Here is a 20,789-nt window from a genome sequence, read left to right on the forward strand (position 1 = left end):
ATCGCATCGGATAGCAAAGCGTCCTTGGCTTTACAGGCTCCAGTGTGAAATACCAAAATGCCATGGAACATATGTGGACGCCCTTAAAATATCCCTAGAAATTTTTTTCGCTTTTTCTTCTTTCCTGACTGCTTTTGCACCTCAGCCCTGAAATTCTCTGCCCGAATCCTCTCCTGTACCAGCCTTTCCTCTTGCGCATCCAACAGTTGCTGATGATACTGCTTTCCAAGAGTGACAAATGGAGGTTCGTAATGGCCAACAGTAACCGGCACAAAAACCTCACTATTTATGGTCAAGCTAAAACCTAAAAAAGCAATAAGTAGTATACATCCGCATGCTAATCCTACAAAGGCTTTCCTTGGTGCACTGATATAATCACCTTGGTGGTATGTTCCACTTTCCTCATTGTATTTTATTCCTGCTTTCAAGGCTAGTGGTCTCAGCAATGCAAGTTCTTTCTCAAGGGCCTCGTTTTTATCTTGGGTCTTTTTAGTAGTTGCAGCATATTTTAGTTCTATGCCAGGCGATGCATTTTGCTGGTTCCCAAAATCTGATGGAGAGTCTAACAACAGGCCATTTGTAAGTGCTTTATATAGCTCCATTCCATCGGCAAACCGATCTTGAGGTTTCTTTTGTATACAACGCCCAATAAATTGAAGCAACCATTGCGGCACTTGCATTTCACTGTTTAATACATCATTTGGAAGTGTATCTGCCAGGTTATTTCTACGAAGTTTCATCGCGTCCGGAACTTCCTTTTCTAGGTGTCCAATCATCACCGAATTGCGATTAGTATCTCCGTTTCCTTCCAAGGGAAAGGGAACCTGTCCTGCTAACAATTCGTATAGAATAATGCCATAACTGTAGATATCAGTTTGAAATAACATTGTTCCTTCATGCTGTTCTGGCGCCATAAATTCAATCGCTCCTGCATGGCGGATGCTTGTTCTGCGCTGTTCTTCGCTCATGATGGCAAGGCCAAAGTCCAATAGCACATAATTGGCCGTTTTCACATCGTATTTTACATTATTACTTTTGATGTCGCCATGCTTTACACCTACTTGATGGCAATGAGCAAGTGCTGCCGCCAATTGTTCAGTTACTTTTAACAATTCCTTGATCGTAAAAACTTTTTGATGGGGCGGCTGCAAAAGTTCATTCAATTCAGGCCCATCAATGTATTCCATCTCAATGTAAGGAAATGAACCGCTTTCGGTTATTCCAGAGCTTAAGATTTTGACAACATTGGGACTAGGATTTTCATTCACTTTTTGCAATTTTGTTACTTCATTCAAAAAGTTCCGATAGTTCTTATCGCTCTCGTCTTCTAGGTAAATTGGCGTAGGAATAAGTTTGATAGCTGAGTAAATTGGTCCCATGCGCATTCCTTTGTAAACCGAACCCTGTCCTCCAGTTTTTAGTGCACCAAGATTTTGCAAGCCCTCTGTAATAGTGAAAACTTTACTCATGGCTTTGTGGCTGATAACTGAACTCCAATACAACTGATTCACCTAAAATAATCTGATCTCCTTCTGCTAACTCCTGCCCAATTTGTGTAGCATGCAGCTTTACTATTTTCTCGGTTAATGCAGACCGTAGCTTTACTTTATTTCTAGGCGGTATACCACCTTCATCTGCAAAAATCATGAATTTGGCTAAATTTTTATTCCACTCTATGTGTGCATGTTCTCTGCTAATATATCTGTTACGCTCATCACTACTTTCTGATGGAAACGCAATGTGGTTTGTTCGAAAATATCCCATATCAGATTGCGCCTTTTCATCTCTTCCAATGTTGTATTTCCCACCATCTGAATTTAACAGATAGCTTGGTTTTAACGTTGTACCACTAAGTGCCTTCACATAAGCTGTTGCTTGCTGCTTTACAAAATGGGTATCGGTTTTAACGAACAATGCAGCAGGCAAATTTGGCATTACTACTGCTTCATCTGGAAACGCTTCCTCAAAAGTAAGTGCAAGTGTCCAGTTGCCAGGCAGATCAAGGGAATAGTCATCGCTGATGCGCTGTATTTCGGATTTTAGCAGATCAGGATTATCAGTATAAACAGCAGCTTCATATACTTGTCGCTCTGCAGCTGTACAGTTTATATAAATACTCAAACCTTTAATATTTGCTCCTTCACCACCTTCTGCCTTTTGTAGTGTTTGCTTAATAAACTGCAGTAATGCGTGCCTAATTCCTTTCACATCATCTGGACGCTCGTCTGTTCTACCTTTAAATAAGTCGAATATCATTTTCATTTCTTTTAGTTAGACAATCTAATAGTGTTATCAATTGCATCTGATGGTACAATACTTTTAATATAACCACCTTCTTTTAAAAACGGAATTACATGTTTACCAGCTAATTTAACTGCATCAGAAGAGCCTTTCGTTGCCTCGATACGTACACATACTACAATGTTACCTTTTCCGCTTGCGGTGGGTGCAAAAAACACATACCATCCATCATTGATCTGTGCTTTTTTCCAAATTCGCTCGGGTGTACCTGTTTTGCCGGCTACTGCTACGCCAAGAGTCCCTGTTTTTAGCTCACTTTGTTTAATCATGTAACCTTTCATTAACTGTGCGTATGCAGGGTCATTTACCAATGTTGTGCCTTTTTTTACTTCCTGCAATTGATCACTTACTTTAAGTACGTACCTATTGGCAATCATATTACCATTGTTTGCAATTCCTGCAGCCATCCTTGCCACAGCGGCTGGGGTTGCAATCAACTCTCCCTGCCCCCAAGACATGCCCGATATTCCTTTTGCCCTAGTTTTGCGGATGTTATTGGGATTATATTTCGGTTTGGTATTAAATTCGGTTCTGCGCCACAGCTGTCTCCATTTCTCTTCCTGAATACCATTTTCACTTGGTTTATTATAATAGTATCCTCCAGCCCCATGCAAAAACATGCCTGTTTTTAGATACAGATCGCCCATTTGTTCTTGTAGCTGTTCTTGGTTGGCCAGTTTAATAAAATAGACATTATTAGATTTTACTACTGCTCGTTCTAAATTGATCAATCCGGTTTCATCAGGCTCAATGCCTTTGGTACGGATACGCTCCCAAGATGCTACCGGATATTTTTTATTTTCTGCTGCCAATCCCAACTTGTTAAAAGATGCCATGGCGGTAATAAGTTTAGCAGTAGACCCGGGCTGTGTAAAATGGGTAAAACCTAAATCCGAGGTGGTTTGCCATGAGGAAAGCTGGTTCTGTTCTGCACTGGTCATGGTTAAACGCTCCCAATCATGGATAGGAGGCAATGGGTATACCGCAGAAGTAAGCACATCGCCAGTACTTGCTTCCATAATAACAACAGAAACACGGTTATCCATTAGCGAGGTATCTTTTGCAATTGATTTTTGTATTTTAGTCTGCAGACCCGCATCTATCGTTAATTGTACATCCCTATTCTTATTTTTAAATGCTTCTACTTCTTTGCTACTAATACCAGCAAGGAGCAATGGAGCAAGCGCTGCATAGTCTTTTTTCACTACTGTCATTTCCTTAACTCCCCTTGCCAGGAAACGGTTTTCTCTATACTTATTGGCAAGTACGGTAAAACTCTTGGTTGGTAGTTTAAAACCACGGAGTTCGGCTGCATGTTCATAATCTGCAAAATAGCCGTTCACACTACCATTAAATACGCCCGAATTTGCATCACCCGTCCAAAAAAACAATTGCTCTTCAAAAGGGTAATACCTATCTAAGCGTTGATGGACCGCAGAATCCAGATTGTAATTGGCTACTCCTACCCCAATTAACTTAAATCGTTGATTTTTAACAGTATCTACGTTACTAGTTGCCAATAAAATTCCTTTCCGGTCATGTAATGTACCTGCCTTTAATCTGTTCATCAATATGGCGATGCGTGGATTGTAGCTAAACATTCGTGCACCACTCCGATCGGCAACCAACGCTGGTTGCACTACCCATTTTTGATTATTCAGCACATAACTCGCTACATTAGCGCCCAATAATATAATACCCAAACAAGCGGCCATTAAAGCTGGCACAAGATTTTTGTCTTGCTGTTTAGCAATGTACTCCATCTGCACCTGGATGCCACGAACCATAGATACCGACATCAAAAATCCGGCAGCCAAAAAATTGAGGACAAGTGATGATCCACCGTAACTTTGAAAAGGTAGGGACACACCCGATAAAGGTAGGGCGCCAGTAGAGCCACCAGCAATGAGCAAAAACTGAACAAAGGTAGACGCCCCTATTCCTGCGCTCAGATAAAAAAGAAATGGCGAGCCCGTTCGTCTGCCGATAATGATTGACCGGTGCAGATATAACAGAAACAGCAAGAAAATGCACAGCATTCCTGTTAATCCAAATTCCTCACCTATTGAAGGTAAAATCATATCTGTATGTGCTTCAGGAATGGTTTTGGCAAAACCTTCACCAACACCTTGGCCGGTTGCACCACCAGTAGACATGGCCCATAAACCATTGGCTACTTGGTCGCCGCCATACACTTCATTGTTCCAGGCATCTTGCCAAATGGCTTTTCGATCGCCCAAGCGCTGTACCGGCCCTGGAAAAATTCGATCTAGGTAGGGAATTTGATCAATCGTTAAAAAGGCCGACATGATAACCAGCACCATTATAGTGGATTCACTAAGTTGTTTGCGTTGAAAAAACATCAGTGCTCCAACCATAAGCAATGTAACTCCAGTAGATATCCAAATGTTATCAAAAATCCATGAGGCTACAACATATAACACCACAGCCCCTGCCATGAACATAAAATCTCCCCGAGAAAATGAAAATAAAATAATAAAAGTGAAACAAACTACCATTGCCGGACCAAGATCTCCCAATATCAGGAAGAGCATGAGTGTTAACAATATCGCTATTACAGCAAATGAGAAAAACGACCACCTTTTGTTCCAACTGGTATATTCACTGATCAACTTTTCATTTACCGCGAAAAATCCCGCAAGAAAGAAAATGACAAGGTACTTTACCACTTCACTGGGCTGAAAACCAAACAGATTTACCTTTACCCCACTGCCCTCTGGCCCGGTTCCAAACAAAACTGTTAGTGCAAGCAACCCAATGGCTAGCAAAGCCCAAGGCCACCCGTTTGCAGCTGAGCGAATATTTTTGAACACAAGTAGACGATAAGCCCAAGTATCGGTATTAAATCTTCGCCATTTAACGCATAACATTAGCAGTATACCACCAAAACCCATCAGTAGATACAGTAATGAATCCTTTGCCAGAAAGCGATCACGTAGTGGATCTTGCAAGCTCAACAGCGTTAAAAAAGAAATGCCAGTAAGTAGCATCACCAATGGAAGGATGACCTGGTCTGCAGTGCTGAATCTCCAAGACAATACCAAGTGGACAACAAAAAAACCTACAATCAAGCTTCCGCAGATGATGAAAAACCATTTATTAAATTCTTCAGGTGTTCTAATAATTAGTGATTTTTCTTTTTTAAGGATACTGAAATCCCTAGCAGAAAAAAGTCTAATGGTATGTGGGCGCTGCTCAAAAGTGAAATCAGTATCATCACCAAGGCTTTGCACGCCCTTAGAAGCACCAAATTGAAAACCTGGCTTTAACGGCAATACTTTGAATGACTTATTGTCTGGCAGGTGACCGAAGCTGAAATGACCTGCTGCATTGGTTCGTGTATAAGCAGTAAGTTGTTGTAATCTGCGTTTGCCGGCACTATCTAAGGTAAAAACCTTTGTAAAGCCATCCGAATTTTCTGTTATGTTTTTAGTGGCTTCCGTCGGCTCATCATTGTAAATGCTGTCTTGGGGCAAAATCATTTCCAAGCGGATCAGCACACCTGCTACGGGCAGTTCATTTTCTATAATCTTTCCGCTAATATTGTGTTTACCAAGACCGAGGTCTACCTCGGCCGGATATTGACGGGGATTATTTCTTTCTTGGGCAAATGTTAACGAATCATCACCAGTGTAACCAAGCAAAGCCCGAGAAGCCATTACCCTTGCCTTGAATGATTTACCCCCTTTTTCAAAGGCTTCATCTGCCAACAAAAAGTATCGGCGTTTGTTAACCTCGCCAATGTTGTCTAGTTGGCTGATATTCTGCGTTGCACCTGCTACGGTTGCTTCAATAAGATCTATGTCCCGTTGATCTTCAAAATAATATCCTTTTTTTAAAAGATTCCTAATATTTTCTGCAGGTTTTCCTGCATTTAGGTTTACCATAGTGCCAGCTTTTAAACGTGGCGCTACTTCGGCAAATCTTGGTTGAACTACCGTGTATAATTGATAAAAAAACAGCGCCAGTACCAGGCCGATAACCAATATAAATATTCTCTCACGAATTCGACTTACTTTACCAGCGGTCTTATTTTGTTCCATTTTTCGAATTTGTAGCTTTAAGGGTTACACTTTTCAATGGATTAAGCATGGGTACCTCAGCGTTTACCAATTGTTGGTTCGGGAAGTTATAGCTGTTTTTTAGTGGAAGTACACAGTTAATGAATCTAACATTTTTTAACAGCAAGGCCTGATTTGAAACAGCGATAGCGGTACCGAATCCCCGAAACTGCAAACTGTCCAACTTCATCAGTTTCGATTGCTGCATCATGGTTATGGCCGCACCTCTGTATCCGCTGTCTGCCTGCAATACAATCCCATTGGCGAAAACATATAAAGTATCTTTCCTTATACGCAACGTATCGCTAATTAAAATCGGGCTTTTAAAAATCGAATCAGAGAGCACCAAGGTATCGCCTACCGCATGATCAAATGCATCTTGCAGCAACTGTTCCTGACTATTCCGCACCAACTTTGGAGTGGGCTGTACCATTGCTGATCCGTGATTCGCTGTGCGTTGTGTTTGAAGAAAAAGCAGCACCGTAGCGCAAAGTAGAACAATACATAAAATAATCAATGCAATAAATCCGGAATGTCTTTTGGGAGACTTGTTAGCCTTTGGTATGGGTTCATCAACTGGTGTTGCTGCTATATATTCTACATCGGCAGATGCAGGAGCTTGATGTACAAAACCTGGCTTGGTGGGCTCTACTCGTTGCGGTGTCTTATCGTTCTGAACTAACACAACTGTGATATTGTCACGGCCACCGTTTTCGTTGGCAAGAGCTACCAAATTACCGGCTTTTTTTTCAAGTGTATCACCCTGCATAAGTAAACTCACAATATCCTGCTTGTTCACCATATCGGTGAGGCCATCACTACAAAGCAACAGCAAATCGCCAGGTAGAAATGGTGATTGGCCCGTTTCGATGTAGCTTTCGTCATCCGCAATCTGATCGCTAAAACCAATGGCTTTATTGAGTTCATTACGTTTTGGATGCTGCATGGCGGCGGTCTCATTTAGTCTTCCCGAATCTTCTAAAAAACCTACAAAGGAATGGTCTTTCGAGATTTTGATCAGCGAGCCATCACGCAATAGATATAATCTGGTATCACCTACATGTGCATAATAAAATTGATTGTGCTCAATATCTGCCAGCACTAGGGTAGCAACACAGGCCATTTCCGAAAGTTCTTTTTCTGCATTCTTTTTGGCAACGATTACCTCATTGGCCTTGCGAAAGGCATTGATCATCTGGGAAATCGGATCTACAGGCCGTGCTTTAAATTGCTTGGAAATCTCTTCCTTAGCTATTGCAGCAGCAACCTCGCCACCATTATAGCCCCCAACGCCATCTATGGCCGCGGCTAAAATAAATTGTCCATTAGCAATAGGCTCCACAATGAAGCTATCTTCATTGTTGTCTCTGATTTTGCCGGTGTCTGTAAGTCCAAAAAAGTGTTTAGCCATTTTTATTTCGAGAGTTTTTAATGTCCTTAAAATGTAGTATCAACAATGAAACAACCAAGAGTAGCAATATAATTGATAAAAGTTGCGACATGTGCTATGATTTAAATAGGTTTAAGCCAATAATACCGTTAAGTAGTAATCGAGAATTAAGTGGTAATGCAATCCATTGTGGTGAATTTATCTCGCTCCTTGCCACTAAAACTTCATTTAAGGTAGTGAGTTCTCCGAATGAAGCCAGATAGAAATTACCATCAGCCTTGTTGTAACGAATATGTAGATGTGGTGAATTAGCCCAATCTGAAGGGATTTTGAAAATATTGCTGTCTTGGCGTTCTTCATCGCTGCCAGAAACAATGGTATCCTCTGTTTTAATTAGAAATTCAATCTTTTTACCTGCATACTGTTTATCAGGAATGATTGTTTCTAAACGGGCAATCAATGTCTGATCACCCTGGACAGGATTACCTTCCACATATTCGAGTTGAGCCTCATAGGGAATTTCCATATAGCCATCACTATAATAGGTGAAACCTTTTAAAATGTCATTGTTTACATCGAATGTTTGGGCAATCCCTGTTTGACGCGGAATGAATGTTACTCGAAGGTTTTCCGCCTTCTGATTGTTGTCTGGTAATAGTTTTCCAATAAAACCTTTATCACCCCTTACATAATCTGGATGTGACACCAGTCTAAAAACCCATTTCGAACCTGAAGGCTCTACCGTTTTCCCCCCAACGCGATATTCCTTTAAGATTTCATAGAATTTTTTAACCGTTTCTTGAACGATCAGGCCGAAAATACCTTGTTTATTTTCTATAAACTCGCGGTAATCTTCTTCGTTAAAGCTGATGATAAATTCGTGATAGAAAACAACGCGATCGGCAAACGAAAGTTCCCTGATGGACTCCCTGAATTTTTCGATGATATAGCTGTAGACTGCTTCTGGTGTCAATTGTGGCGTTTTACCGTTGAGGCCATTTGTTTCATCGGTTAAAAACCAGTCCTGAAGGCCAATACGCTGCCAGAAATTCGACTTTGTTTCCATATTTAATTTGCATGTGCCAATTAAGGCATTTTTTTTATCGGTGTAATTAAAATCCCTGTGGGGTAACAGTTGTATCGGGTGTTGACTCTTCGGTAGAATCTGTAGTTTCTTTTTGGCTGTTTCTTATTTCCTCCCTAAGGGTACTGTCTATTACTTTCTGAACTGCTGCTCTTCGTATCATTTCACGTTGTCGCTTCGCTTTTTCGGCGTCATATTCGTTGGTATCTGTTGCAGGCACTATCGAATCGATTGGATTATTTACTACAGTCTGAACATGATCCTTTTTAGTATACTCTGAATAGCCCACTAGCCCCATCAATCCGATAATTGCAATTATTAAACAGGCAAATACGAATGGAGATAGCAATATTCCAGGCTTCTTTGTTTCTTGCATCCCATTTTCTAACTCGCTTATTTGCTGGCGGAGTGCTTTGTTCTCTTCTTCAATTGCGTTTGGGAAAAGATTATTTACAGGTATTGTAGTGCTTGATAAGCTGCCTGCAACTAATGCTTCCAGTAGTGACATTCCATTTTCAAACCGATGTGCAGGATCTTTCTGTAGACATTTATCGATTAGTTTTAAGAGCCAGTCTGGAATTTGCATTTCCTTTGCTTTTTGTTCCTCGCTCCAGTTTGTAGGTAAGTTCGCTTTGCGCAATTCGGTTACATCTGGCAGTTCACTTTCCAAATGTCCTATCATTACTGTATTGCGACCAGTATCGCTATTGCCTGATAAGGGGAAAGGTACTTGTCCGCCAAGTAATTCGTACAAAATCACACCATAGCTATAAACATCGCTTTGTGGTAGCATTTTACCTTCGTTCTGTTCTGGCGCCATAAACTCAACTGCACCAGCATGCCTGATACTACTGCGACGCTGCTCATCACTCATAATCGCTAATCCAAAATCTAGCAACACATAATTGCCGGTATGAATGTTGTATTTTACATTATTGCTTTTAATATCACCATGCTTAACACCAACCTTATGGCAATGTGCAAGGGCAGATGCCAGTTGCTCTGCCACCTTAATCAGTTCTTTTAGGGTAAAAATCTTGTTATGTGGTGGTTGGAGAAGTTCGGACAGGTCCGGACCATCTATGTACTCCATCTCGATGAATGGAAAAGACCCACTTTCGGTAATGCCAGAACTGAGCATCTTTACCACATTAGGGCTCGGGTGCTCGTTAACCTTCAATAGCTTTTCTACCTCGTTTTTAAAATTTCGATAATTCTTATCGTTCAGGTCCTCGGTATAAATTGGTGTGGGAATAAGTTTTACAGCTGAATAAATTGCACCAATGCGTCTACCCTTGTATACCGAACCTTGTCCGCCAGTCCGCATTGCGCCCAAGTTCTCTAAACCTTCTGCGATTGTGAATACCTTACTCATTGTTACCTTTAACAAATATCAAGTCAATTTTGTTGCCAAGAATGGATAAATATAAATATATTAATCAACTATGATACTTTCTACCATACACCTCTTAAAAAAATCATTTCCAAAGACCCGAACACCTCCGTACTCACCTAAAACTTATAAACCGACCCATAGTTAAACTAACCGTTGCTACCTAATAAGTAAAGCCAAGTTCTACAAGTCCAATTTAACAGACATAAAAAAAGCCCAAGGCCAGAAGGCCTAAGGCTTTAATGTTCTACGAACGCAATAATATAGCTCGGTACTATCTTTTTTTCTTAAGGGCCGTATACAGTACAAATCCCAGCAAGGCAAATATGGCCACCTTAGCAGCAACGCCTTTGGGGTTGTGCTTAAGCTCCATCTTCCACCCACCTTCTGAGAAAGCATTGGGAAAATGACCTTTTTTCAGATCATCTACCAACCGTCCATAGCTAACATAATCTCTACTTTAGGTTCTGGCAGGCCTCGCCTGCCCACTGGACTCATCCAATGTAGTACAACCCCGATATAATTTTGTTTTCGCAGATTTGAAATTATGATTATAGCACATCAGGAACAAAAATAATCTCCTGCATTTGTCACAAAGGAAAATAAGAGCAGATAATCTAAACCCAAACGCCATTTCGCTGTTGTCAGCTTATCAACAATTCTGCAAGCGATCAATGGACTACAAAAGACCCTACCAAAATATAGAGATTTTTCCCGAACCAAGAACCGGTATTTTCAGCCAAGGGGTAAGTCAAAGACAAAGACTGGTCTTGTTGGTCAGCCTAATCGCCTTGTTACAGCTGCTGCTGCACCTTGGGGCAATAGGCCAGTATGGTTTCCATCAGGACGAACTGTTGTACATCTCTCTTAGTAAGCGGCTGGCCTTGGGCTACAGCGAAACCCCACCCTTTATTGCCCTAATTGGAAAGCTAAGCAGCATGCTACTTGGCGAAAGCCTTATTGCTTACAGGCTCATCCCTGCCATTTGCGCAGGAGCCATTGTGCACCTAACTGGAATGCTCTGCATTAGGCTGGGCGGCGGATTTTTCGCAACCGCTATCGCCTGCCTTTCGGTAGCGCTTTCCTCTGCCTTTCTGGCCACAGGGGCGCTGTTCATCCCGCAAGTATTTGATGAGCTATTCTGGCTGCTGGCTGCCTATTTGCTAGTCTGCTGGTGGCAACGGCCGAGGGATATCTACCTGTACCTGCTTGGGGCGGTAATAGGAATTGGCCTATTGGTTAAGTATACCTTGATCATCTACTTGTTGGGGTTGCTACTTGGATTTTTGATTTATCCCCGCTCGCGTAGCGTGTTCAAGCGTCCTGCACTTTACAATGGCGCTCTGATCGCACTGCTTATCTTCCTTCCTCACCTCTACTGGCAGTTCCAGAACGGTTTTCCTGCTTTGCACCACTATCGCGAACTTGGACACACCCAGCTCGTTTACCTTACTAGGACAGACTTTCTCATCCAACAGCTAGTGGTAAATGGTACCGGGATCTTGGTCTGGCTGCCCGGATTATATTATTGCCTAACCAGCCCTAAGCTCAGACACTACCGATTTCTTGGTATCGCCTTTATATTTGTAATGGTCGTTCTGTTGTTGCTCAACGGAAAGGCCTACTACGGCTTCGGCGCCTTTCCGGCAGTCTTTGCCCTAGGAGCCGTTGTACTAGAAAGTGCCATCGGCAAACGTACAGTATTCCGGTCAGGACTGATATCCCTGCTGATCATCCCCAACCTGCTGCTTGCAGTCATCGTTCTGCCTTATCTTTCCATCGAAAAGGCTGCTAAGGTATTCCAATGGACGTATGCCAATTTGGACCTACACTTCCCGTTAAAATGGGAGGACCAAAAGATCCACAACGTTAACCAGAACTACGCCGACATGATTGGCTGGGACGAACTGGCGCACAAGGCCTCCCAACTCTACCAATCATTTCCCAGCACCCAGCAAAGAGACGTACTCATCTTTGCCGATAATTATGGGGAGGCCGGGGCGATGGACTATTACCGCTCCAGCTACCCGCTGCCTCCAGTGGTATCCTTCAGTAGTAGTTTTGCCCTGTGGGCACCCCAAAAGATCAATCAGAACACAATCATCTATATTTCGGCAAGACCACTACCGCAGATGCTCTCAGAGGGTACACGGAAATATGGAGAAATCCAAAACCCTTATTCGAGGGTAAAGGGGATGAGCATATACCTGCTTGGGAACAACGACCGCTTCAGCATCTGGTACAGCCGACATAAAAGCAAAAGCAGGCCTAACAGAAATTATTATGCGGATCGGCAGGCGGCGGCTAAAAGCTCCCAAAAACCAGCATCCAAATTGGAATAGATAGTCTGGGAACACCCCAAATCTTCCAAACCAACACCAATTAACTTATCGAGGCCCACGCCCGTCTGGTACATCCTCCAGGCTCGGGACAAATCATCATTTAACTATTGCTAACGCAGATTTTTATCAAAATCTACCACTTTGACTTTTTATTGTCAAAATCTGTTACGGGCGGATCATTTCTCTTTTCCGCAAATGATAATTTATTATCTTAGCAAAACAATAGTTGAAATAGGAACTAATGTGAGGATAGAAACAAAACCTCAAAAAGAGTAAATTAAATGTATGATTTCTGGAATAAATATAACACTCTAAATTCATACGAAGGGTTATTATACTGAGACACTCCCTTATGCGCGAAAGAACCATTTATATTGTAGAACTATTTAACGTGACTATCAAAAACCAACACAGTACTTACTTGCTCTAAAGCAAATTAGAAGTGTAGTAGTTCTTGAAGAGTCACTAATAACCCATAATGAATAAGATTATATTAAGACCATTGAACAACCTAGCGATAAAACTTTTTTGTTTAGTGATTTTTTTCTGCCTAATTAGCTGTAATAACTATACTGATGATGACAATGGGAAAAAGATTGACGAACTGTTGACCTTTAACGAATTTGTTCCAATAACACGTTACCATATCAAAAAGCTTGATTCACTCAGAAATCAGATAGACAACAAAGACATTCCGAAACTGAGTAGATTTTATACGCTCAAAAGTGATTTTCTCTCAGGGGTCAATCCAGATTCGGCACAAATATATGCAGACAGCCTGGTCAATCTTTTTTCCGATGAATCCGACATCAAAACATACAAGAAGGCTTACTTTGATGCACTAATGACAAAAGGCTACCGTTTGTTTAATACCGGAAAATATAATCAGGCTGTTATTCTCTTTCTACAGGCCAGAGCTTTTGGATTGAAGAATTTAGGTATCTGTGATACCAAGGCAATTGACGAGCGCATTGGAAATGTTTACTATGTTCAACGCAATTTCACAATGGCCGCTTTCTATTACAACAAAACATACCATGCTGAGCTTGGTTGCAAAGATAAAAGAAACCCAGAGGATAAGTTTTATAAGATACAAGCCCTTCTGAATAACACTGGTTATTGCTATGAATTGATGAATGACATTGATCGTGCAGCATCTTTTTACCAAAGAGACCTGGCATACATCGATTCAACAAAGGCAACGAAATTGGTTGCAATGCCTGGCTTAAATAATGCCATAGCTGCTGTTACCGACAATTTGGGAAGTATTTATTTAAAGAAGGGCCAACTGGATAAAGCCGAGTTTTTACTTAAGAAAAGCCTCAATACGCCCTACGCTGGCGATGAAGGTATTCGGATTGCACCTCTCATCAAGTTAGGCATACTCTACACGCAAAAAAATAACATTCCATTGGCTCAGCAAAGGTTTTCAGAAGCAGAACAATTGCTCAAGAAAATCCACAACGGATATTATGAGTCTCGCTTGAGCCAAGGTAGGGCTCTGCTCTATGCAAAACTAGGAGATTTTCATAATGCTTATCTGGAAGAACAGAACCATCAGTCATTGAAAGAAAAATTGGATGAGGAAGCTAATAAACTTTCTACCATAAACATCGAAAAGGACCTTGCAGGTGTTGAACAGGAATTTGCGTTGCAAAACCTTAAGAAAATAGATTCTATAAAGAACATTTATCTAATTTTCGCGTCATTTCTGTTGGTTTTGGTTGTAGTAATCGCCCTCTTATTAAAACGAAACTTTGAACAATCAAAAAAGAACAGCCAAATTATCAAGTTAAATAATGAAGAGTTACAAGAAAGTTTACAGAAGTTAGAGCTTGTAAATCAGAATTATGCAAGGATCATGAAGGTAATGACACACGATCTTAAAAATCCATTAAATGGAATTTTGAGTATTTCTGCTTTACTTGCAGAAGAAGAAAAAATACCAAAAAAGCAAAAAGTATCTATCGTTGTGATTAAGGAATCTGCAGATAATGCACTTGCAATGATTAATGAAATCCTTGATTCATCGTTATTTGTAACTGGTAGAGTTAAAATAAGAAGGGAGAATATCAATATCCAGTTAGTATTGCAACAATGCGTTTCAATGTTAAAATTCAAAGCGAATGAAAAAGGACAGACACTTACCTTAACTACCGCCCATGAAATCATCATCCATGCAAATAAGGAGAAGCTATGGCGAGTATTCAATAACATCATTGTAAATGCAATCAAGTTCAGTCCACCAAGTAAAAAAATAACAGTGGGCATAAAGGAATTACCTCGATACATTATTGTTAGTGTAGAAGATAATGGAATTGGTATACCTGAGGTATATAGCGAAAAAATATATGATGTTTTCACAGAAACTAAACGTCCAGGAACTGCTGGCGAAAAGCCATATGGGTTAGGCCTCTCCATCTCAAAGCAAATTATTGATGCTCACTTTGGCAAAATATGGTTCGAGAACAATCCAAAAGGCGGAACGATATTTTTTGTACAACTACCAAAGTAAGCAGCTTATACTTCTTATGCTAGTGAACAACAAGTTTGAGCGCTAATTTTGCGATGGGTGATAATACATCAACGCATCTAGCAACAAGAAAACTTAATGTAAAAAATTAAGTTTAGATTATATTTTTTGCTTATTAATTAAATAGTATTTTTGTCTATCATCCGAAATACTATGCTCAATTTTGATAATCCTAAGTGGACCGATCCCTCTAATGGGCTGAAGGACAGCTTTCGTTTTTACACCGTTGCAATCCTTTTTTTAAGTTTTATCAACATAGCTTACAAAATCGACTGGAATGGAGAGGGTTTAATGGTAGCTTCTAACCTTTGGAATCCACTATGGTTACTCTTAGGACCAGCTCTTTATCTTTCCCAAAAAAGCCTTCTAGCAGAAAAAATCGGAAGAAGCAGTCTACTTCACTTACTACCCTTCATGACTTTCGGCATCTTCTTTGTTTACCTATCATTTACTACAGATATGAGCAATCCTTGGGAAAATACAGGTTTTGCTTATTATCAAGATTCTTATGGTGTATTAGCTATCTCCCTAATGGGATATGCCATTCGTGTACTTATCAAGACCCTTAATACCCAATATACTGGCATCCGGGATGCAGATGCACTGATCATTTCGTTATCAATTGTCTATATTCTTATAAGTTTAGTACTTTTTCTGATGTTTATTAGTTGGAGGATAATACCCATGGAGATGGGCTTTGATTATCGGTATCTAAGCTATGGGCTACTTATTTTCGCAAACCTAATGCTTGTCTCTTATTGGCTCTTCGGCGATAAAGACAATAAGACAAAACATTTGCAAGAGATAGATGAAGAGGAAAATGAAAAAAACAATACTCGTTCGGCGCTTACAGATGAGCTTGCTGATGATTACAGCCATCGTATTACCTCTTATTTCGAAAACACACAGGTATATCTAAACCCAAACATCACCATAGATATACTTTCTAAAGAATTAATGATTCCCAAACATGATTTCTCTAGACTTTTCAATATATACTTCGAAAAAAACTTTCATAATTTTATTGCTGAGTACAGAATCATGCATGCCATTGCCTTAATTAAAGAAAATCATGAAAATCTAAAGATCGAATCTTTGGCAAGCTCATGTGGGTTCAATTCCAAGGCTTCTTTCTTTAAGCATTTCAAGGACAAAACTGGCCTAACTCCAGCCGAATACAGGTTGCAATTAGGTAGAAAGTCGGCCTAATCTGACCATTGTGATTCCTCAAGCTAAATATTAATGGCTCTATCTTTCGCTCTTATTTCATTTACTTTATTTGCAACCAGTATCATTGCCCTTCTTACTTTCCTGTTGAGTAGGAAGATTCATTTACCACGAAATTTTCGGTGGGTATTCCTATTTGCCATCTGTTATATCTGCCTGCATTCCACTTATAGCTTCACCATAGAAGTTTTTGTTTCTCATGGTTCATGGAAAGAGCGACTCGCACCGTTTATCTTATTGTATGGCCCACTGTTCTATTTCGGCATGGTTTCTCTTAAAGATAGCAGAATATCTATAAAATGGGTATTTATCCATTCCATTCCATTTTTGTACTACGCAGGTTGGTTTCTGATACTTGTTCTAGGTCTTTCCAACATTGATGAGCGTACGCAATTGATATTTACCAGACAACTTTATCTCTTCGGTCCAATATCCTTAATCGGATATACTTTGAGTTCTCTTCCACTCGAAAGGCAACTCCTTAAGAATAAGATCAAATATAATGTGGTGATATTTGCCTTTGTGAGGATTGCCCTTTTATTCTTAGGTATTGTACTACTAGCAGTTTCCTTCTCCCACACCATGTTTGAGCATCAAACAGCAGTAAACCTACTTAGGATGCTAATCTATTCGTGTATGCTCATCTTTATATGCTTAACCTACCACTTTGTTGTAAGAGAACTAATTTCCCCAAGCATTACGGTAATTCCAGACAAGTCGAAAGAAATGCTAAAGAACCCTGTAGGTAAGTATTGGAAATCTTCGCTATCCGTTGAACAGTTGAATAATTATGACGACAAGTTAAAGAGTACCATGCTAGAAGAAAAATTGTTTCTGAAACCTTCTTTGTCTCTAAGTGGTTTGGCAACACACCTTAAGATGCCAAATCATCATCTTACGCAAGTGCTGAGCAGACAAGCACATCAAACCTTTCATCAATACATAAATAATCTCCGTGTTGCATACGCCTGCGAATTGCTAACAGATAGCACAAAAGAGGCCAGTCTTGAGACCATAGCAGAGAAAAGTGGATTTAACTCCCAACCATCATTCAACCGTCAATTCAAGGCAATTATAGGCTGTAGCCCTTCTGAATATCGAAATCAACAACGTAGTCAATTGACTTAATATACTTGATTGTTTCTGCCGTTTAGACCAAATAGGTTAAGCAGAACGTGAGTGGTTTCCTTAAGGAATAGGTAAAAAGAAAACCCAGCCGAAACTGGGTTTATTGTCTTATGGTACGAACTTAGTGTTATGTTTTAGAAATTTATTTGGGTTATTATATTAAATAAATAACGATTAAAATTAATGCTATAAATGCAATTAAAATAACTGCAATAGCCCATGTTTTTTTAACTTCCATCATAATAATACTAATCAGATCTTCTTTATAAAAAGATTAGGTTAATAAGCTGTTTTTTCAACAGCTTATTAACTACGCTAATATTTGATTATCTTAAATTCGGTTCTTCTGTTTGCTTGATGTTCCGCTACTGTACAGCTAACTCCATTACTACACTTGTTTAATAATTGGGTTTCTCCATAACCTTTAGCTGTCATCCGTTCCCTTGCAATACCTCGCGTTACCAAATAATTTACAACCGATCTGGCCCTACGTTGAGAAAGATCAATGTTATAAATATCTATGCCTCGGCTATCGGTATGCGAACCTAGCTCTATCTCCAAGGTCGGATTATCTCGCATAGTACGCACAAGCTCATCTAAAATCTTAGCGGCATCTGGCCTGATGTTATCCTTATCAAAGTTGTAATGAATATTTTGAATTGCTATTGTCTTACCTATTTCAAACAACGGCTCTAACTGTAACTTTGCGTTTAGGACTTGAGATTTGTTGATACCTGTTGTAACGATCGTAGCAGAGTCGGCATAAAATTTCTCTTTCTGACCTACCAGTTGATAAGTTTTACCTGGTTCAAGATCAAACATAAAAGTGCCTTGGCCTGTACTGCTTTGACGAGCCACAACTTGATGGCCTTCGTTATATAGGGTAACCGTAGCTCCGGGAATAATTTCTCCTGTTTTTTTATTGCCAATATTACCGTTCAAAGCCAACACAACCTTTGGAGCAATATAGTTATAGGTAAAGCTATAGATATCATCGTTTCCAGCTCCACCTTTACGGTTTGATGAAAGGTATCCTGTAGCAATATTACCTTTGTTGATAAGGGTTAGAAAAGCAAAATCATCTCCTGGAGAATTTAATGGAAACTTTAAGTTTTGTGGTTTAGTCCACGATTGTTTGCTACCTTTTGTACTAAAAATATCAAGTCCCCCCATTCCTGGCCATCCGGTACTTGAAAAGTAGAGCGTTCCATCCTCATCTACATTAGGAAACATTTCATCTTTTACAGTATTAATGTCTGGACCAGCATTTTGAGGTGTGCCCCAGCTTTGATCCGCTTGAAGTTCACAGTACCAGATATCCGTTCCGCCTAAACCACCCGGCATATCCGAAATGAAATATAAGGTCTGTTCATCCTTACTTAATGCAGCATGACCAACAGAATATTTTTCTACATTATTATAGGGAAATGCAGCTTCGACCCATTTGCCATTTGAATTTTTATAGAGATATAGCTCCAAATTAGCTGTACTATATTTGTATTTTCCTGCTTTTACCACCTCAAGTATTTTACCAGTAGTAGTTCTGGTTACATACAAAACAGAACCTGATTTATTGGTACTTACCGGCCCAATGTGATACTCGCCTTTATTATAAAGCATCGAGTCTACTCGTGGATTGCTCAAAGCATTTTGATCTCCTTTAGCAGCTGTAAAAATTCTCAGGTAAGGGTGTCCTGTGCGGTCGTAAAGATCTTTATAACCGTTTGGAGCAGGCTCCCCTGTAAAAAACACTCCGTTTTGGTAAGGGAATATAGAGAAGTTGGCCAAAGGTGTATTTATAAGACTTTCATTTTTAATTTGATGTATGGTTGGATTTGCAATCCATAGCAGTGCCGAATCGCAACCTGCAAGTTCTACTTCAACAGCAGCTTTATTACCTGTTGTAGTTGCATATTGTTGTAATACTTTTTTTGCCGCGTCATATTTCAAGTTATTTTTAAGCGTTTCTCCGTATAACATTAAATTTTCTGGCTTGCTGCCTGATGTTGCTATTACTCTTGCATACCAGTTTTCTGCTGCTTCATAATCTTTTAATTTTACATAGCAATCTGCCAAGCCTTCTAAATCTTCGAGCTTAGGATTTTTAACATCAACCAACTTTTGGAAAAGTGCTGCTGCCTGGTAATATTTATATTCGTTATAAAACTTTTGTGCACGGTCGCGGAGGTTAAATTGTGCCTGTGCAAATGCTGAATTCAGACTAGTGAGTGCAATTAATACGATGATAATATATTTCTTCATAATTTTATGGGATAAACCTCTTAGAAAAATCTTGGACTTAACAAACGGCTAAAGCTTCTTGGAAAGGTCATGCCTAAAGTAATTTCATGTGAGCCAGATTGGGTTGAGCCCAACTTGTTCAGCATATAATCGTAAGAATACCCAATCCTTAGGTTACTGTTTACATGAAACTGCGCAACGCCAGATACCGAGTTGGTATTGGTAAGATCCATACCGTTGCTATAATCTTTGTTCCAAATTTTTAGCCCTGTTCGATAAGAGGCGCCTAACCAAAATCGCTCATTAAAAATGAACATGCCACTCAGATCCAAACTTGTTGGACCTTTAAAATCTTCCTTGAGCAATATGCTTGGTCTAAGCTTTATTCCATCTGAAAGATCTGTCACCATACCTGCGATAGCATACACATGGCGTTTGCGCTTTAAATTTCCTGAGCTTCCTGCATCCCATCTAAAGATCCCGTTATCGCTATCTCCAGAAAAAAGATCCATTACAGAAGCTCCCACATAGAATTTTTCACTGTAGTAATATACACCAAAGCGGGCATCTGGAATGTAATTGCTTAATTGTCCGCTAGGAAGGTTCTGATCGCTCTGATCTACTGGGTTCAGTTGCGTTCCGTCGAGACCATAGTTGGTTACCCCAACTGCAATCCCAAAGCTTAAGCGTTGGGTATCTTCTGCATTTAGCCTAAGGCGATAGGCAAAGTTAGCATAGGCCGATGTAGCCGATTGGGGGCCTAGTTTATCGGCAGTAACCTGCAAACCCACTCCCATTCTTTTGCTCACCGGATCAACAATGCCATCGAATGACAGTTGCCCAGTTTTAGGAGCACCTTCTAAGCCTGTCCACTGCGTGCGAAGAGCAACTTGACCGAACCATTCTTCCTTATATCCTGCATATGCAGGGTTTACGCTCATCGAATTAAAAATGTACTGCGTAAACTGAATGTTCTGCTGTGCACCTGCAGGACTTATCCCTGCGAGGATAAGACCTAGACCGATGATTGTTCGTTTGATATAATGCTTTTTCATGTTTTCTACTATT

The 20,789-nt window shown here is 40.2% G+C and carries 12 protein-coding genes; 4 read left to right on the plus strand and 8 right to left on the minus strand.

Features of this window, described 5'->3' with window-relative positions; genetic code table 11:
• Positions 1-83: 83 nt before the first annotated feature.
• The 6 genes from FA048_RS10150 to FA048_RS10175 form a co-directional block, all read right to left on the minus strand.
• Positions 84-1,469 (minus strand): serine/threonine protein kinase, encoded by a 1,386-nt coding sequence (locus tag FA048_RS10150; protein ID WP_136840468.1) that lies wholly within the window; start codon positions 1,467-1,469, stop codon positions 84-86.
• Positions 1,462-2,262, minus strand: coding sequence for an FHA domain-containing protein (locus FA048_RS10155; protein ID WP_225872527.1), 801 nt, complete (start codon positions 2,260-2,262; stop codon positions 1,462-1,464). The genes FA048_RS10150 and FA048_RS10155 overlap by 8 nt, the downstream gene beginning before the upstream one ends.
• A gap of 5 nt (positions 2,263-2,267) precedes the next feature.
• The gene (locus tag FA048_RS10160; protein WP_136840470.1) at positions 2,268-6,365 is read right to left on the minus strand and encodes an FtsW/RodA/SpoVE family cell cycle protein; all 4,098 of its coding nucleotides are present in this window, start codon (positions 6,363-6,365) and stop codon (positions 2,268-2,270) included.
• Entirely contained in the window at positions 6,352-7,794 is a 1,443-nt protein-coding gene (locus tag FA048_RS10165; protein WP_136840472.1) for a PP2C family protein-serine/threonine phosphatase, read from the minus strand. Before FA048_RS10165 ends, FA048_RS10160 begins: the two co-directional genes overlap by 14 nt.
• Before the next feature lie 94 nt (positions 7,795-7,888).
• Complete coding sequence (locus FA048_RS10170; protein ID WP_136840474.1) at positions 7,889-8,839, minus strand: hypothetical protein; 951 nt, start codon at positions 8,837-8,839, stop codon at positions 7,889-7,891.
• A 46-nt stretch (positions 8,840-8,885) separates the two neighbouring features.
• Positions 8,886-10,232: a serine/threonine-protein kinase gene (locus FA048_RS10175; RefSeq protein WP_136840476.1), complete on the minus strand. Its 1,347-nt coding sequence runs from the start codon at positions 10,230-10,232 to the stop codon at positions 8,886-8,888.
• Between the two features lie 605 nt (positions 10,233-10,837).
• Here FA048_RS10175 and FA048_RS10180 point away from each other — a divergent pair.
• From FA048_RS10180 to FA048_RS19715, 4 genes are all read left to right on the plus strand, one after another.
• On the plus strand, positions 10,838-12,592 hold the full coding sequence (locus FA048_RS10180; RefSeq protein WP_205943468.1) for an ArnT family glycosyltransferase: 1,755 nt from the start codon (positions 10,838-10,840) through the stop codon (positions 12,590-12,592).
• A 478-nt stretch (positions 12,593-13,070) separates the two neighbouring features.
• Positions 13,071-15,107, plus strand: coding sequence for a tetratricopeptide repeat-containing sensor histidine kinase (locus FA048_RS10185; RefSeq protein ID WP_136840480.1), 2,037 nt, complete (start codon positions 13,071-13,073; stop codon positions 15,105-15,107).
• A gap of 171 nt (positions 15,108-15,278) precedes the next feature.
• Positions 15,279-16,334: a helix-turn-helix domain-containing protein gene (locus FA048_RS10190; RefSeq protein WP_136840482.1), complete on the plus strand. Its 1,056-nt coding sequence runs from the start codon at positions 15,279-15,281 to the stop codon at positions 16,332-16,334.
• A 654-nt stretch (positions 16,335-16,988) separates the two neighbouring features.
• The gene (locus tag FA048_RS19715; protein WP_169306851.1) at positions 16,989-17,480 is read left to right on the plus strand and encodes a helix-turn-helix domain-containing protein; all 492 of its coding nucleotides are present in this window, start codon (positions 16,989-16,991) and stop codon (positions 17,478-17,480) included.
• Positions 17,481-17,795: 315 nt separating this feature from the next.
• On the opposite strand, the gene FA048_RS10200 is transcribed toward FA048_RS19715, so the two are convergent.
• Positions 17,796-19,742, minus strand: a complete 1,947-nt coding sequence (locus FA048_RS10200; protein WP_136840486.1) for an OmpA family protein — start codon at positions 19,740-19,742, stop codon at positions 17,796-17,798.
• 20 nt (positions 19,743-19,762) lie between these two features.
• A complete protein-coding gene (locus FA048_RS10205; protein ID WP_136840488.1) occupies positions 19,763-20,776 on the minus strand; it encodes a PorP/SprF family type IX secretion system membrane protein in 1,014 nt (337 codons plus the stop codon).
• Positions 20,777-20,789: the final 13 nt, after the last annotated feature.

This window comes from Pedobacter polaris (assembly GCF_005116505.1).
Lineage (GTDB): Bacteria > Bacteroidota > Bacteroidia > Sphingobacteriales > Sphingobacteriaceae > Pedobacter > Pedobacter polaris.

Excerpts from the sequence above, each read along its gene's own strand:
- FA048_RS19715 (WP_169306851.1), top strand. The coding sequence starts at position 16,989 with ATGCTCATCTTTATATGCTTAACCTACCACTTTGTTGTAAGAGAACTA.
- FA048_RS10185 (WP_136840480.1), top strand. The coding sequence starts at position 13,071 with ATGAATAAGATTATATTAAGACCATTGAACAACCTAGCGATAAAACTT.
- FA048_RS10205 (WP_136840488.1), bottom strand. The coding sequence starts at position 20,776 with ATGAAAAAGCATTATATCAAACGAACAATCATCGGTCTAGGTCTTATC.
- FA048_RS10170 (WP_136840474.1), bottom strand. The coding sequence starts at position 8,839 with ATGGAAACAAAGTCGAATTTCTGGCAGCGTATTGGCCTTCAGGACTGG.
- FA048_RS10175 (WP_136840476.1), bottom strand. The coding sequence starts at position 10,232 with ATGAGTAAGGTATTCACAATCGCAGAAGGTTTAGAGAACTTGGGCGCA.
- FA048_RS10190 (WP_136840482.1), top strand. The coding sequence starts at position 15,279 with ATGCTCAATTTTGATAATCCTAAGTGGACCGATCCCTCTAATGGGCTG.
- FA048_RS10150 (WP_136840468.1), bottom strand. The coding sequence starts at position 1,469 with ATGAGTAAAGTTTTCACTATTACAGAGGGCTTGCAAAATCTTGGTGCA.
- FA048_RS10200 (WP_136840486.1), bottom strand. The coding sequence starts at position 19,742 with ATGAAGAAATATATTATCATCGTATTAATTGCACTCACTAGTCTGAAT.
- FA048_RS10165 (WP_136840472.1), bottom strand. The coding sequence starts at position 7,794 with ATGGCTAAACACTTTTTTGGACTTACAGACACCGGCAAAATCAGAGAC.
- FA048_RS10160 (WP_136840470.1), bottom strand. The coding sequence starts at position 6,365 with ATGGAACAAAATAAGACCGCTGGTAAAGTAAGTCGAATTCGTGAGAGA.
- FA048_RS10155 (WP_225872527.1), bottom strand. The coding sequence starts at position 2,262 with ATGAAAATGATATTCGACTTATTTAAAGGTAGAACAGACGAGCGTCCA.